Origin of the sequence: Paraburkholderia phytofirmans PsJN (assembly GCF_000020125.1) — a bacterium.
In the GTDB taxonomy this organism is placed as follows: Bacteria; Pseudomonadota; Gammaproteobacteria; order Burkholderiales; family Burkholderiaceae; genus Paraburkholderia; species Paraburkholderia phytofirmans.
The window spans coordinates 2,025,430-2,038,677 of the sequence record NC_010676.1 but is presented as its reverse complement, the minus strand read 5'-3'; the positions used below and the strand labels follow the sequence as shown (position 1 = coordinate 2,038,677).

14 protein-coding genes are annotated in these 13,248 nt (G+C 63.5%); 3 read left to right on the top strand and 11 right to left on the bottom strand.

Annotated features, from left to right (window positions below; all coding sequences use genetic code 11):
• Positions 1 to 12: 12 nt before the first annotated feature.
• Together bcsD and BPHYT_RS38825 are read right to left on the bottom strand one after the other, a co-directional pair.
• The gene (gene bcsD, locus BPHYT_RS28920) at positions 13 to 468 is read right to left on the bottom strand and encodes a cellulose biosynthesis protein BcsD (protein ID WP_012427678.1); all 456 of its coding nucleotides are present in this window, start codon (positions 466 to 468) and stop codon (positions 13 to 15) included.
• Positions 469 to 871: 403 nt separating this feature from the next.
• Positions 872 to 1,072, bottom strand: coding sequence for a hypothetical protein (locus BPHYT_RS38825; RefSeq protein ID WP_167315759.1), 201 nt, complete (start codon positions 1,070 to 1,072; stop codon positions 872 to 874).
• Between BPHYT_RS38825 and BPHYT_RS28915 the strand changes: the two genes are divergently transcribed.
• Together BPHYT_RS28915 and BPHYT_RS28910 are read left to right on the top strand one after the other, a co-directional pair.
• A complete protein-coding gene (locus BPHYT_RS28915) occupies positions 1,023 to 2,168 on the top strand; it encodes a sensor domain-containing diguanylate cyclase (RefSeq protein ID WP_012427677.1) in 1,146 nt (381 codons plus the stop codon). The genes BPHYT_RS38825 and BPHYT_RS28915 overlap by 50 nt on opposite strands.
• Positions 2,169 to 2,306: 138 nt before the next feature.
• Complete coding sequence (locus tag BPHYT_RS28910) at positions 2,307 to 4,640, top strand: bifunctional diguanylate cyclase/phosphodiesterase (RefSeq protein ID WP_012427676.1); 2,334 nt, start codon at positions 2,307 to 2,309, stop codon at positions 4,638 to 4,640.
• 52 nt (positions 4,641 to 4,692) lie between these two features.
• Here the strand turns inward: BPHYT_RS28910 and hpaI are convergent, their stop codons facing one another.
• The 7 genes from hpaI to BPHYT_RS28875 all read right to left on the bottom strand — a co-directional run bounded on the left by hpaI (position 4,693) and on the right by BPHYT_RS28875 (position 10,712).
• Positions 4,693 to 5,496 (bottom strand): 4-hydroxy-2-oxoheptanedioate aldolase, encoded by an 804-nt coding sequence (gene hpaI / locus BPHYT_RS28905; RefSeq protein WP_012427675.1) that lies wholly within the window; start codon positions 5,494 to 5,496, stop codon positions 4,693 to 4,695.
• Between the two features lie 21 nt (positions 5,497 to 5,517).
• Positions 5,518 to 6,321 (bottom strand): 2-oxo-hept-4-ene-1,7-dioate hydratase, encoded by an 804-nt coding sequence (gene hpaH / locus BPHYT_RS28900; protein WP_012427674.1) that lies wholly within the window; start codon positions 6,319 to 6,321, stop codon positions 5,518 to 5,520.
• A 20-nt stretch (positions 6,322 to 6,341) separates the two neighbouring features.
• Entirely contained in the window at positions 6,342 to 6,743 is a 402-nt protein-coding gene (locus BPHYT_RS28895) for a 5-carboxymethyl-2-hydroxymuconate Delta-isomerase (protein WP_012427673.1), read from the bottom strand.
• Positions 6,744 to 6,764: 21 nt separating this feature from the next.
• Entirely contained in the window at positions 6,765 to 7,628 is an 864-nt protein-coding gene (gene hpaD, locus BPHYT_RS28890; protein ID WP_012427672.1) for a 3,4-dihydroxyphenylacetate 2,3-dioxygenase, read from the bottom strand.
• Between the two features lie 73 nt (positions 7,629 to 7,701).
• Positions 7,702 to 9,159, bottom strand: coding sequence for a 5-carboxymethyl-2-hydroxymuconate semialdehyde dehydrogenase (gene hpaE, locus BPHYT_RS28885; protein WP_012427671.1), 1,458 nt, complete (start codon positions 9,157 to 9,159; stop codon positions 7,702 to 7,704).
• Between the two features lie 24 nt (positions 9,160 to 9,183).
• Entirely contained in the window at positions 9,184 to 9,942 is a 759-nt protein-coding gene (locus tag BPHYT_RS28880) for a fumarylacetoacetate hydrolase family protein (protein ID WP_012427670.1), read from the bottom strand.
• A complete protein-coding gene (locus BPHYT_RS28875) occupies positions 9,939 to 10,712 on the bottom strand; it encodes a fumarylacetoacetate hydrolase family protein (RefSeq protein ID WP_012427669.1) in 774 nt (257 codons plus the stop codon). Before BPHYT_RS28875 ends, BPHYT_RS28880 begins: the two co-directional genes overlap by 4 nt.
• A 180-nt stretch (positions 10,713 to 10,892) precedes the next feature.
• Here BPHYT_RS28875 and hpaR point away from each other — a divergent pair, with 180 nt between their 5' ends.
• A complete protein-coding gene (gene hpaR, locus BPHYT_RS28870) occupies positions 10,893 to 11,300 on the top strand; it encodes a homoprotocatechuate degradation operon regulator HpaR (protein WP_041759232.1) in 408 nt (135 codons plus the stop codon).
• A 73-nt stretch (positions 11,301 to 11,373) separates the two neighbouring features.
• Here the strand turns inward: hpaR and BPHYT_RS28865 are convergent, their stop codons facing one another.
• Both BPHYT_RS28865 and BPHYT_RS28860 read right to left on the bottom strand, forming a co-directional pair.
• The gene (locus BPHYT_RS28865) at positions 11,374 to 12,513 is read right to left on the bottom strand and encodes a DSD1 family PLP-dependent enzyme (RefSeq protein ID WP_041759230.1); all 1,140 of its coding nucleotides are present in this window, start codon (positions 12,511 to 12,513) and stop codon (positions 11,374 to 11,376) included.
• Between the two features lie 20 nt (positions 12,514 to 12,533).
• Positions 12,534 to 13,205, bottom strand: a complete 672-nt coding sequence (locus BPHYT_RS28860; RefSeq protein ID WP_012427666.1) for an HAD family hydrolase — start codon at positions 13,203 to 13,205, stop codon at positions 12,534 to 12,536.
• Positions 13,206 to 13,248: the final 43 nt, after the last annotated feature.

Here is a 13,248-nt window from a genome sequence, read left to right as displayed (position 1 = left end):
GACGCACGGCGTTCAAGCCGGATGACGGCCCAGACGAAATTCGATCGCGGTGTCCTCGCTGTACCCACTCGTTTGCGCGACCGACAAACCCTGCGCGCCCAACGCGCTCAACCAGGTCTGATACACGCCTTCGAGAAACGCCGGCGTCCACGCGAGCGCCGCGCCGCCGAACGCCTGCAATGGTGCGCAGTAGTGAACGATGCGTAGTGACTCGGGTTCGTCCGCCAACTCGACGTAGCCCCAATCCATTTCATGCCAGTACACATTCAAGGTCCGTGCGAGTTCGGCGGTCGAGTCGCAGGCGGGCAAAGGATGCGCCGCCGCAAAGCGGCAGCCGACGCGGTGCATCAGTTGACGCAGTTCGTCGCGACCGATCTGCGCTTCGAACTCGGTGGCCAATGCGGTGAGCATGCCGCGCCACTGCGGCGAGATTTGGCGTTCCAGCAGGTAATCGAGAATTGGGACCATGTTTTCCGGGAAATGGCCGTCGCTTCAGCCGCTTAAAAAAATTAGATGCCACGACCGGGTGTAGAGAAAAAGTCTTGCGGGAAATCGCGTATTGCACGCCGCCTAGGTTAGTTTTACCGGGCTGTCTAGTCTGTCCACCACACTTCGAAGCAGTCTACTTAAGACATTAACTTTTAGCCACTTCCTATGGTCTGTTTATACGCGCAGCTGATTGCACCCGATGCATTTTTGGTTGAGTAATTTTTGCTGCTTGAATCGCGTGTTCGCGCAGGCGTCATGGATGGCCGGTAAGAATTTGTCCTTCATGACTCCATTAACGGCTGATTTCGCCAAGTGATTTAGCGTTCTCGTTTCGTGATAAACACAACGTTTCGCGATTGCCGGGGCGGCCGTGATCTTCCCCTTACGGCCAATCCTTGCCGAATCTTTCGCAGCCCTTGCACGCCCAATTGTTGTCCGAGCCGCTAAGCTTGCGAATTTGCATCAAGATGCGCACGGAAAAGAACGGGCGTACGCGGCGAATGCCGACGATGCCGTTTGATTCAATCACTGCAATGCTCAATCCACTCAGTATTCTTCTGGTCACCGTGTTGTCGAGCGCCATGGCGATGGCCGTGCTTGGCTCGTTGTGGCGCGCGGCGATTCCAGGCGTCGGTTACTGGATCTCGGCCAACGCGATCGCGATCGTCGCGTTGCTGGCTTTTGCTTTGCAAGGCCATGGGTCGCGCTGGCTGACCTTCGTGGCGTCCAACGTGTTGCTGGCCGCTTCGCTGCTTATGGTGGTCGAAGGCTGTTTGCGCTTTCTGGGCCGACGCGTGCGGCCGTGGCCGGCGTACATCGGCCTTGTCGTCGTGCTGTTCGGCATCTCGTACTGGACCTTCGCCGCGCCGGATTTCAACGCGCGCGTCGCGCTGGTGTCGGCGTTTCACGCGGCACTTTATGCCGCGCTCGCCGCGCTCCTGCTGCGCGGCCGTCCCGCGAACCGGCCGCGCTATAGCTACTATTTCCTCGCGGTGGCAGCGCTGCTGCTATGCGCCGGGCATACGTCGCGCGGGCTTATGTACGGCTTCGGTCTGCTGACGCAAAGCAGCCTGATGCAAGTGTCGCCGTCCAACATCATTTTTCTCGCGCTCGGCATTCTTGCGCCGCCCTGTCTTTCGATCGGCGTGGTGATGCTCGCGCACGACCGCCTCGCCGAACGGCTCGAACGGCTGGCCAATGTCGACGACCTGACCGGCGCGCTGTCGCGCCGCGCGTTTCTGGCGATCGGCGACGCGCTGCTGAAAGCCTCGCTGCGCACCCGCTCGCCGGTGGCGCTGGCGATCATCGACATCGACTCGTTCAAGGCCGTCAACGACAACTACGGCCACGCCGCGGGCGACCAGGTGCTCAGCCACTTCGCGACCTTCGTCGCCCGCAACCTGCGGGTCGGCGATGTATTCGGCCGGCTGGGCGGCGAAGAATTCGGCGTGCTGTGCCCGGCCACCACCACCGCCGAAGCGGTGAGCCTGCTCGACCGTCTGCGGGGCCGGCTGGCCGGGGCCGCGGCGGACGAGTTGCCGCGTGGGCTGCGGTACACCTTCAGCGTCGGCGTGGACCAGTTGCGGCGCGACGAATCGCTCGCCCAGTTGATGGCGCGCGCGGACGGCGCGCTGTATGCGGCCAAGGCGTCGGGCCGTAATCGCGTAATGGCGGCATAGAGCGAAGGGCCGCGGAGGGCCGCGAGGGGCCGCGGAAGAGAAAACTTCGCTCGATTTGTACGGAAGGCATAAATATTTGTCAGATCTTTGCCGATATCCATTGGCAGAGTGACCGGAACCAGGCTGATATCTATCAATATGCTTTCCACCGCAACGCAGCAACCGTTCGACGCCGGTTTGCGCGATCGCTTCCACCGGCGCTCGCTCGAGCATCAGCGTCCGCTGTCCACCGTGACCATGGCGTTCACCGTGGTCGCGTTCCTGTGCTTCGTCGGGGCGCGCAATCTGGTCGACGGCCCGGCCGCGCCGCTCGGCTACCGGCTCACGTGCGCGCTGCTGCTCGCGTTGCTGGTGCTGGCGATTCCTCGCGTCAGGTCGACGTGGAGCTTCGGCCTGATCGGCGTCGCTTACTCGCAGGTGCTGGTGGCGGGCCTCGCGATGAACATCGTGGGCGTCACGCAACCGTTGCTGTGGACGCTGCCCGCGATGGTCGTAATACCGATCTGCGCCGCGCCGCTCTGGCTCACGCCGACGCACTTCGTCACCGGCAGCGTGCTTTTCTATGCGACGGCGTTCGCGCTGCTGTTCGGCCAGCCGCTGACGCACGACGTCGAGACGGTGGTGTGGATGTGGATCGTGGCGATCGGCGTGCCGACTTCCGTCGTGTTTCACTTCGGTTTCTACCGGTTTCGCCGCAACCACTTTCTGCTGGAGAGCCAGCTCGCGCAACTTGCCGCGACCGACCCGCTGACCGGCCTGCAAAACCGCCGTGCGTTCGTCAAACAGGCCGAGCGCCGCCTCGACACAGTCACGCCGGATACGCGGACGAGCGCGATCTTTCTCGACATCGACAACTTTAAATCCCTGAACGACCGCTTCGGCCATGCGATCGGCGACCACGCGCTCTATCAGGTCGCCCAGGTGCTGATGGAAGAGATCTCCGCGGACGACAGCGTGAGCCGGATCGGCGGCGAAGAATTCGCGCTGCTGCTAGGCGACGGTCTCACCGGCGCGCTTCATGTGGCCGAGCGGCTGCGCCATGCGATTGCCGCGATCGAGCGGCCGGACGGCCGCCTGACCGCGAGCTTCGGCGTGGCCGAGCACCGCAGCGGCGAAAGCATCATGGTGCTGCTCGATCGCGCCGACGAAGCCTTGCTGCGCGCCAAGCATTCCGGCAGAAACCGGGTGCGCGCCGAGCGTGCGCTGCCGCGCGAGGCGCTGCAACTGCTGGCCGACGACGGATCCGACGAGAACGGGGCGCCCGTGCGGCGGCACCGTTGGGAGGAGTACTACCTCACCTCGTATTTCCAGCCGCTCTACAGTTTGTCGCATCAGAAGCAGGTGGGTTTCGAGGCCTTGCTGCGCGGCGAGCAGGACGACGGCACTTTGGTGCCTCCCGCGGTGCTGTTCGCGCCCAGGCCTTCGAGCGACGAAGGCGGGCTCGATCGCGCGAGTCACGTCGTGCATCTGGCCAACGCACGCAAGTCGCTGCCGGACGACGCGTGGCTCTTCCTCAACATTCTGCCGGCCACGTTCATTGCCGAAGGCTACGCGGACCAGTTGGCGAAAATCGTGCGGTCCGTCGGACTCGAACCCGAACGCGTGATTCTGGAGATTCTCGAATCGCACGGCGGCAGCGTCGACGACATGTCGCGGGCGGCGGCGCTCTATCGCGAGCACGGCTTCCTGATCGCCGTCGACGATTTCGGCGCCGGCCAGTCGAATCTCGACCGGCTGCTCAGGATTCGCCCGGATCTGGTCAAGCTCGACGGCGAACTGATTCGCGCGACAGGTCACGGCACGGAGCAGCCGATTCTGCCGAAGCTCGTTTCGCTGCTGCACCTGGCGGGGATGCTGGTGGTCGTCGAAGGCGTGGAAACCGCGGAAGAACTGATTCTCGCGGTGGAATCGAATGTGGATTTCGCACAGGGCTTTCTGCTGGGGAGGCCGGCCAAAGAGATCGCGCCGCCGGAGTCGGTACACCGGCGCATCGACGAGGCTTTCGATGTAATCGCGCAAGGGCGGGCGCATCAGCACGCATTGTTCGAAACCGAAGTAGAGCCTTACCGGGTCGCCTTGCGGCTCGCTGCCGATGCGTTGCTGGCCGGTGTGGCCATGGAAGAAGCGTTCGCCCGGCTCGCGAGGTTCGAGCGCTGCATCAGCTGTTTCATTCTCGACGACGCGGGCAGGCAGATCGGTCAGGAGGTGCAGGGACCGGCCTGGACCACTGACGGAGCTTCGCTGCAACCCGTGGCGAATCCGCGCGATGCGCGCTGGGATCATCGGCCGTATTTCCGCAACGCGGTGTTGCTGCCGGGCGTGGCGGTGTCGAGTAATCCTTATCTTTCGCTGGCGAGCGGCAGGCCGTGTATCGCTGTGACGCTGGCGTTGCAATTTGCCGCCGAGCGATCCGTGATCGGCGTGGAACTGGACTGGTCGGCGTTGGGCCTGCCCTGGCCCGCCGCGGAGTAGATTTTTTTCTTCCCTCAGAGCGGGCCCCACTGTTCGCGCCGAACAGGCCGCGTCAGTATCCGCCTTTGGGCGATGCCGCCATCGTCGCAGTCTTTTTATACGACGCCGCCAGGTCCGCCGCCGCGCGGCTCAGCAAACCCGTGTCCGTGCCGACTGCCACAAAAGTCGCGCCCGCTTCGAGGTAGTCGGCGGCAATCGCCGGGTCGGGCGCGAGCACGCCGGCCGCTTTACCCGCGCGCAGCACGGTCTGGATGCCGTTGCGAATCGCTTCGCGCACGCTGGCGTCGCCGGGTTTGCCGAGCAAACCCATCGACGCGCTGAGGTCCGATGGACCGAAAAACACACCGTCGACGCCGTCCACTGCCGCGATCGCAGACAGATTCTCCATGCCCTGCACGCTTTCCACCTGCACCAGCACGCACAACTCGTCGGCGGCCGTGTTCAGGTAATCCGGTATCCGGTTCCAGCGCGATGCGCGCGCCAAGGCACTGCCCACGCCGCGAATGCCTTGCGGCGGATAGCGCGTGGCCGCGACCGCGTCGGCGGCCTGTTCGGCGGTGTCGATCATCGGCAGCAACAGAGTCTGCGCGCCGATGTCGAGTAATTGCTTGATCAGCGCGCTGTCGCTGCGCACCGGACGCACCACCGGATGCGACGCATACGCGGCCACCGCCTGCAATTGCGCGAGCGTGCTGCGCACGTCGTTGGGAGCGTGCTCGTTATCGATCAGCAGCCAGTCGAAGCCGGCGGTGGCCAGCAACTCGGTCACGTAGGCGTCGGCGAGTGCGGCCCACAGGCCGAATTGCGGTTTGCCTTCGGCAAGCGCGCGCTTGAAGTTGTTAAGCGGCAGGGACATGTCGTGTCGACTCGTATAAGCTCAGATGAAATTCAAACCGATGCCGCCCAGCGGACCGTAGTCGACATGGAACGTGTCGCCCGCGCGCGCGACGATCGGGCTGGTGAACGAGCCGCTCAGGATTACGTCGTTTGCGTTGAGCGATTCATCGTATGCAGCTATCTTGTTGGCAAGCCAGGCCACACCGGTGGCCGGATGATTCAGCACGGCGGCCGCCAGGCCGCTTTCTTCGACCGCGCCGTTCTTGTAGAGCAACGCGCCGACCCAGCGCAGGTCGACATCCAGCGGACGCACCGGACGACCGCCCAGCACGATGCCCGCGTTCGCCGCGAAGTCGGAAATCGTGTCATAGACCTTGCGCGGGGCTTTGGTTTCGCGGTCGAACTGTTCGATGCGCGCGTCGATGATTTCCACCGCCGGCGTCACGTAAGCGGTTGCGTCCAGCACATCGAACAGTGTGACGCCGGGACCCTTCAGTGGCTTGCTCAACACGAAGGCCAGTTCGACTTCCACACGCGGCGCGATGAAGCGGTCCGCGCGAATGTCCTGGCCGTTTTCGATAAACATGCTGTCTAGCAGCGGCGCGTAGTCGGGCTCGTCGATCTGCGACGAGCGCTGCATCGCGCGCGAGGTGAGGCCGATTTTGCGGCCCTTGATCACGTGGCCCTCGGCGAGTTTGAGCTTGACCCACTCGCGTTGAATCGCATAGCCGTCCTGCACGGTCATCTGCGGATACGCGGCGGAGAAGTGGCGCAGTTGCGTGCGTGTTTTCTCGGCGTGGTCGAGTTGTGCCGCGAGGTCGCGGATCGTCTGTTCGTCTAGCATGATGAGTTCTCTCAGTGCCGCTATTCAGCCTTCAGGCGTGCGTGCAGGTTGTTGTGTTTCCACGTACCGGCTTCGCTGAATTCATTGATCTCCAGCGATAAAGCCAGTCCGTGCCGTTCGAATTCAGCGGCAAAGTGTTGCTTGATCAGCGCGAATAGCGCCTCGCCGGTGGCTTTTTTTGCGGCCTCGGAGCGGCCCGCGCCGATCTTCAGGTTCGCATGCAAGAAAGCGGCGTCGGCGCGGCCGTCGGCGATGCAGTACTGTTCGCAGCGCAACGCGCGCACGCGGATTCCGCCCAACGGATAGATGCGCTGTTCGTCCTCGCGTTGCGCTTCGAGGCACTGCGCGAGCGCCTGGCACAGTTGGCCGATGCTTTCTGCGCCGGCGAGATTGGCGCTGTATTCGAGTGTCAGATGCGGCACGGTGGACTCCTTGCCTGGTGTTCAGGCGGGTAGCGGCGTAACGGGGAAGATCGCGTTGATCTGGCCGGTGCCCGAACTGCCGAAATACGGCGTGACGACTTCCGCCTTGCCGTCGTATCGGTCCCAGCCAAGCGCGCCGAGCAGCATCGCGGTGTCGTGCATGCCGCCTTCGCCCCAGCATTTTTCGTTGTAGAGCGGCAGCATCTCGCAGAAGGTTTTCCAGTCGCCGGCTTCCCACAATTCGACCACCTTGCGGTCCATCTGTTCGAGAAACGGACTCCACACCTTGTGCATGAACTGCTCGGCCGTGCCGTTGTTGGCGAAGTGGTGGCTGAGCGATCCGCTCGCCAGAATCGCCACGGTGCCGTCATAACGCTCTTCGATGGCCTTGCGCACCGCGAGGCCGAAGCGCGCACTGGTGTCGAGGTCGTGCCACATGCACCAGCCCGCTACCGAGACGGTCTTGAAATGCTGATCGCCATTCATATAACGCATCGGCACCAGCGTGCCGTATTCGAGTTCGAGAGTGGTCTCGCTGTGCGCGCGGCTTTTCACGCCCATTTCGTTGGCGACTTCCGCGATCAGATTGCCGAGTTCCACATTGCCCGGATACGCGTACGGCATGTTCTTGATGAAATGCGGCAGCTCGTTGCTCGTGTAGACGCCTTCGAATTTCGGCGCGCAATTGATGTGGTATTCGCTGTTCACGAGCCAATGCACGTCGAACACGACGATCGTATCCACGCCGAGTTCGCGGCAACGCCGGCCGATTTCATGATGGCCGTCGATAGCCGGCTGACGGCAGCCTTTATGCGGACCGTCGAGTTCGGACAGATATAACGACGGGACGTGAGTCACTTTTGCTGCCAGCGCGAGTTTGCCCATCGCGGTCTCCTATTCGTTGTGACTGGCTCCGCGCCAGGCACTCATGTCCTGACGCACGAAGCGTATTAGTGGCTCAAGCGCCCCAGCGCGGAATGTGATGCGAGCCCAGCGACACGCAAACATTCTTCGGTTCGAGAAACACTTCATAGCTCCACGTGCCGCCTTCGCGGCCCACGCCCGATGCCTTGGTGCCGCCGAACGGCTGGCGCAAGTCGCGCACGTTCTGGCTGTTGACGAAGCACATGCCGGCTTCGACGGCGGCGGCGACACGTAACGCACGACCCGTGTTCTCGGTCCAGATATAGCTCGACAGTCCGTAAGAGATGTCGTTGGCGAGTTTGATCGCGTCGGCTTCGTCGTCGAAGGGAATCAGGCAGGCGACCGGGCCGAAGATCTCTTCCTGCGCGATGCGCATGCGGTTGTCCACATCGACGAATACAGTTGGTTGAACGAAGTTGCCTTTGCGCATGGCGTCGGGCAACTCCGGCATGTCGAGGCCGCCGCACGCGAGCGTCGCTCCTTCTTTCGGGCCGAGTTCGATATAGCTGCGCACCTTCGCCAGATGGCCCTGACTGATCATGGGGCCGACAATGGTGCTGTCGGCCAGCGGATCGCCCACTGTCAAACGCTTTGCGCGCTCAATGAAACGTTCGGCAAAGCGTGCGTAAATAGAGCGCTGCACGAGAATGCGCGAGCCCGCCGTGCAGCGTTCGCCGTTGTTCGAGAAGATCATGAATACGGCGGCGTCGAGTGCGCGTTCGAAATCGGCGTCGTCGAAAATCACGAAGGGCGACTTGCCGCCGAGTTCCATCGAAAACTTCTTCAATCCCGCGGTTTGCACGATGCGGTTGCCGGTTGCGGTCGAGCCCGTGAACGATACGGCATGCACGTCCGGATGCGCGACCAGCGGCTCGCCGGTGTCCTTGCCGAAACCGTGCACCACGTTCAGCACGCCGGCCGGGATGCCGGCTTCGAGCGCGAGGTTGCCGAGCATCGAGGCGGTGAGCGGCGAGAGCTCGCTCATCTTCAGGACAGCGGTATTGCCGAACGCGAGACAGGGCGCGACTTTCCAGGTGGCCGTCATGAACGGCACGTTCCATGGCGAGATCAGCGCGCACACGCCGACCGGATGGAACAGCGTGTAGTTCAGATGCGTATCGGTCGGATACGTATGGCCGTCGACGCGCGTGCACATCTCGGCGAAGTAGCTGAAGTTGTCGGCGGCGCGCGGCACGAGTTGCTTGCGCGTTTGCGAGATCGTCTGGCCGGTGTCTTTCGTTTCGGTCTCGGAGATATCGGGCACGTTCTTCGCGATCAGTTCGCCGAGCTTGCGCACCAGCTTCGCGCGTTCCGCGGCGGGCTTGGCGGCCCACGCGGGAAAGGCGTCTTTGGCGGCGCGCACGGCGGCGTCGACTTCTTCCGCACCGCCGCGCGCGACTTCGGCGAGGACTTCTTGCGTGGCCGGATTGACTGTTTCGAAGTAGTCTTTCGCCGCGCTCGCTTTGCCGTTGATCAGATGTTCGATTCGCATTGCTGTGTCCTTTTTTGCTGTCGATCAGGCGCGGTTGAAGTCCGCGTCACACGCAATCGTATTGACGAGACGGCCCAGGCCGTCGATTTCGCAGACCACTTCGTCGCCCGCATTGACGTTGACGATGCCTTCCGGCGTGCCGGTCAGGATCACGTCGCCGGGCGCGAGGGTCATGAAGCTGCTCAGGTATTCGATCAGCGCCGGGATGCCGGTGACGAGATCGCGCGTGTTGCCGTGTTGCTGACGCGTGCCGTTCACGAACGTGCGTAATTCGAGTTGCGTCACGTCTTCGACGTCGGCGGCGTCGACGAACCAGGGGCCGAGCACTGTGCCGCCGTCGCGATTCTTCACGCGCAGGTTGGGGCGGTAATAGTTTTCCAGGTAGTCGCGGATCGCGTAGTCGTTGGCGATCATGTAGCCCGCCACATGCTGCATGGCGTTGTCGCGTTTCACGTTCTTCGCGGTTTGCCCGATCACCACCGCCAGTTCGCACTCGTAGTGCATGAAGGTGACGTCGGCGGGGCGGCGCGTCACGCCGCGATGACCGATCACCGTGCCCGGTCCCTTGAGAAACACGAGCGGCTCTTCCTGCTTGTTGAACTGCAATTCCTTCGCATGCTCGGCGTAGTTCAGGCCGAGCGCGAAGATCGTGCCGACTTCGATTGGCGCCAGCCACACGACTTCGTCCTCGCGACGCACGCGGCCATCGGCGAGACGCACGCCATTGGCGTCGGGATAGGCTTCGTGAATCGCGCCTGCATATGCAACGCGGCCGCGCATCATGGCTGTTCCCCTTCGTGTTCTTCGGGGCCGACGAACGACACCGTGAGCGGCGGCATGGCGCCGATCGAGAGCGTGGCTGTGTCGCCGATATGCGCGACAGGCGAACCATGCGGCACGCCGAGCGTGATGACGTCGCCCGCGCTGAGCGTCATGAAATCGGTGACGTCCGCGACCAATTGCGCGACGTTGCGTACCGACGACGCGGTGCTCGCCGTGAACGCGTCTCGTGACCCGAGCTGAACCCGGATCGCCAGGTTGTCCGGCGTCGCAACATGATGCGACGCAACCACGACCGGCCCGACGACGCAGAAACCATCGCGCGCCCGGAATCGCACCGACGGCCGGTAGACGCTCGCATGCGGCACGCTGAGATCGGCGACCAGCGTGTAACCGGCGATATAGTCGAACGCCTGTGCCACGCCGACCCTTGTTGCAGTGCGGCCGACCACGATGCCAAGCGACGCGCCGACTTCCACGCCCAACGCATCGTCCGGCACGCCGACCCGCGCGCGATGCCCGGCGAGCGTATTGCGCGGCTTCAGATAGAGCACCGGCGCTTGTGGCGGCGCTTTATACGGGGCCGCGTGCACCGCATCGCCCAGCGCCGCAAGCGCGGCGCGGTCGTTCAGCAAGGTTCCATAGACAGCGCCGCGAACCGGCGCGCGGCAGGCCATGCCGCGTGCTAGCAGCGCGGCCGCGGCGCGCGCGTCCACGTCGCGCGGCAGCGCTTCGCCCTCGGGATGCAGCAGATGATCGGCAAGTGCAAACATAAATTAGCTGTCTCTCGGCAAAAACACTAACATGTTAGTAGTATTGCGCTTGATATCATCCATGGTCAATAGCCTGTCGGCTGATCGCGGGTTTTCCCTTAAGTTTCGACGGCTGCTTTTACCTCATCTTCCAACATGTCCGCTTCCGCCTCGACCCGAGTTTTGCATCGCAACCTGCCCATGCTGTTGCTGCGCGCCAGAGAAAAAATGATGGAGCGGTTTCGTCCGCTGATTACCGCGCATGGATTGACCGAACAGCAGTGGCGCGTGATTCGCGCGCTCAATGAGCACGGCCCGATGGAACCGCGCCATATCTCCGATATCTGCACGATTTCGAGCCCGAGCATGGCCGGCGTGCTCGCGCGCATGGAGAGCATGGAACTGGTGACCAAAGAGCGTTTCGCCGAAGACCAGCGGCGTGTGCTGGTGTCGCTCACGGACACGAGCGCGGAATTAGTGCGCGTGATTTCAAAGGATCTCGAAGCGCATTACCGCGAGCTGGAGCGCAAGGTGGGACCGGAGATCGTCGAGCGCGTGTATCGCGCGGTGGACGATCTCCTGGCGGGTCTGGAGGAAGAGGAGGAGTGAGGTAGGGGCTTAGCAGCTTAGCGGCGCGGGTCGGGGCCGCGCAACAGAAACGTGTTGCGCTGGCGCCCCCGCTTCACCAGCCGTGAAAGCGCCGCCACTCCACGCTGTTGCCGTCCGGCGCCACCGCGTAATACTCGGGAAACTGCGCGCCGGTAGCGCACGCGTGATTGGGCAGAATGCGCAGTTTCATGCCGATCGGAAAGCGCTGTGTGACATCGTCGTGGGCGTCCGCGTTGTCCGCGGTCGGCGAGAGAATGCCGTGCTCCTGGTTGGCGCCGCTGACTACGTAGCCGCGCAGCGCCGTGCCGTTCAGCAGGCACGGCTGGCCATAGGCGAAATCGTGCGACTGCTTCGACGTGCCGCGATCGCGGCTCATCGCCATCCAGCCCGCGTCGAGAATCGCCCAGCCCTTGTCCGCCTGATGGCCGATCACGGTGGCGAGCACGCTGAGCGCGATGTCGTCGAGCGCGCACACGCCGACGTTGTGCATGACGAGGTCGAACAGCACGTACACGCCGGCGCGCACTTCCGTGACGCCCTCTAACTGCGTGGCAGCGAGGGCAGTCGGCGTCGAGCCGACGCTGACCGCCGGGCAGGCAATGCCGGCTTCGCGCAGCCGCTGTGCGGCCCGCACGCAGCCGGCGCGTTCCTGCTCGGCAAGCGCGGCGAGTGCTTCGGGCGTATCGAGCTCGTAGCTCGAACCGGCATGGGTCATCACACCGCCCACCTCGACACCGTTGTCGTGCAGAATCCGGCCGACTTCGAGCAGTGTGTCCTGTTCCGGTGTGATGCCTGAACGGTGCCCGTCCGTATCCACTTCGATCCACACCTCGAAGGTTTCTCCGTGCTGATCGCCGAATGCGGCGATGGCCGAGGCGGCGGTCGGATTGTCGACCACCAGCTTCAGATTGCAGCCCTGGCGGCGCAGCGCGAGCGCTCGTGGCAGCTTCGACGGGACCATGCTGACGGCGTAAAGAATATCGTCGACACCGGCGGCGAAGAACGCCTCGGCTTCTTTCAATGTGGACACCGTGATGCCACGCGCGCCGGCGGCGATCTGCGCGCGGACCACGTCGATGCATTTGGTGGTCTTCACGTGCGGACGAAACGCAACGCCGAGCGTGTTCATACGCCCTTGCATTCGCGCGATGTTCCTTTGCATTCGTGCGATGTCGATCAACGCGGCTGGAGTTTCAATCTGGTCGAGTTTCATGCTTTCACCGGGAAATGGGGTTATGCGTGGTCATGCTGGTTTGCGCCGAAGCGAGCGACCCACGGGACAAGTTTGTCGAGCGTCGGCGACTCGAGTTCGGGTGCCTGCGCGCCGTCTACGAGCGGCAGGCCGACGCGGTTGTGCCAATACGTCCGCAAGCCGACGGCGGCGGTGCCGAACATGTCGTAGCTGGAGCCGGCCACGAACGCCGCTTCGTGAGCTTGCACGCCGAGTTTTTCGAGCGCGAGGCGGTAGGGCAGCGGGTCCGGCTTGTACACGCCGGCCTCTTCGGCGGTGACGATCGTGTCCCAGCGTACCGGCAGCAGATGAGCCGCCTGTTCGCCGAGACGCGTGGAGCAGTTGGTGACGACCGCCAGCTTGCAATGCGGGGCGAGCGTTTGCAGCGCGTCGAGGGCGCCGCTCCACGGCGTAAGCGTCAGCCAGTCCGCTTCGAGCGCGAGCGCGGCTGATTCGGGCAGGCCGACTTGTGCGGCCGCTTCGCGCACCAGTTGTTCATACGCAATGTACGAGCCGCAGCCGTAGGTCAGCCGCAGATAGGCGGCGCGCCATGCCCGGCCCGCCTGTTCGGAACCGGCCGCGCGATTCCATGAGGTCCACGAGTCGAGCAGGGCGGTCAGAAGATCGAACAGGACCGCTTTGGGATAGGCGGCAGGCACGGGGGCAAGAGTCATGATTGGATTGAGCGGCCACGGACGGTAAGCTGATTATAAAGTT

Bases quoted from the DNA above. Each gene is read 5' to 3' on its own strand.
- BPHYT_RS28915 (WP_012427677.1), top strand. From the start codon at position 1,023: ATGCTCAATCCACTCAGTATTCTTCTGGTCACCGTGTTGTCGAGCGCC.
- hpaD (WP_012427672.1), bottom strand. From the start codon at position 7,628: ATGGGCAAACTCGCGCTGGCAGCAAAAGTGACTCACGTCCCGTCGTTA.
- BPHYT_RS28910 (WP_012427676.1), top strand. From the start codon at position 2,307: ATGCTTTCCACCGCAACGCAGCAACCGTTCGACGCCGGTTTGCGCGAT.
- hpaI (WP_012427675.1), bottom strand. From the start codon at position 5,496: ATGTCCCTGCCGCTTAACAACTTCAAGCGCGCGCTTGCCGAAGGCAAA.
- BPHYT_RS28865 (WP_041759230.1), bottom strand. From the start codon at position 12,513: ATGAAACTCGACCAGATTGAAACTCCAGCCGCGTTGATCGACATCGCA.
- hpaR (WP_041759232.1), top strand. From the start codon at position 10,893: ATGCTGTTGCTGCGCGCCAGAGAAAAAATGATGGAGCGGTTTCGTCCG.
- hpaH (WP_012427674.1), bottom strand. From the start codon at position 6,321: ATGCTAGACGAACAGACGATCCGCGACCTCGCGGCACAACTCGACCAC.
- hpaE (WP_012427671.1), bottom strand. From the start codon at position 9,159: ATGCGAATCGAACATCTGATCAACGGCAAAGCGAGCGCGGCGAAAGAC.
- BPHYT_RS28875 (WP_012427669.1), bottom strand. From the start codon at position 10,712: ATGTTTGCACTTGCCGATCATCTGCTGCATCCCGAGGGCGAAGCGCTG.
- bcsD (WP_012427678.1), bottom strand. From the start codon at position 468: ATGGTCCCAATTCTCGATTACCTGCTGGAACGCCAAATCTCGCCGCAG.
- BPHYT_RS28880 (WP_012427670.1), bottom strand. From the start codon at position 9,942: ATGATGCGCGGCCGCGTTGCATATGCAGGCGCGATTCACGAAGCCTAT.
- BPHYT_RS28860 (WP_012427666.1), bottom strand. From the start codon at position 13,205: ATGACTCTTGCCCCCGTGCCTGCCGCCTATCCCAAAGCGGTCCTGTTC.
- BPHYT_RS38825 (WP_167315759.1), bottom strand. From the start codon at position 1,072: ATGGCGCTCGACAACACGGTGACCAGAAGAATACTGAGTGGATTGAGC.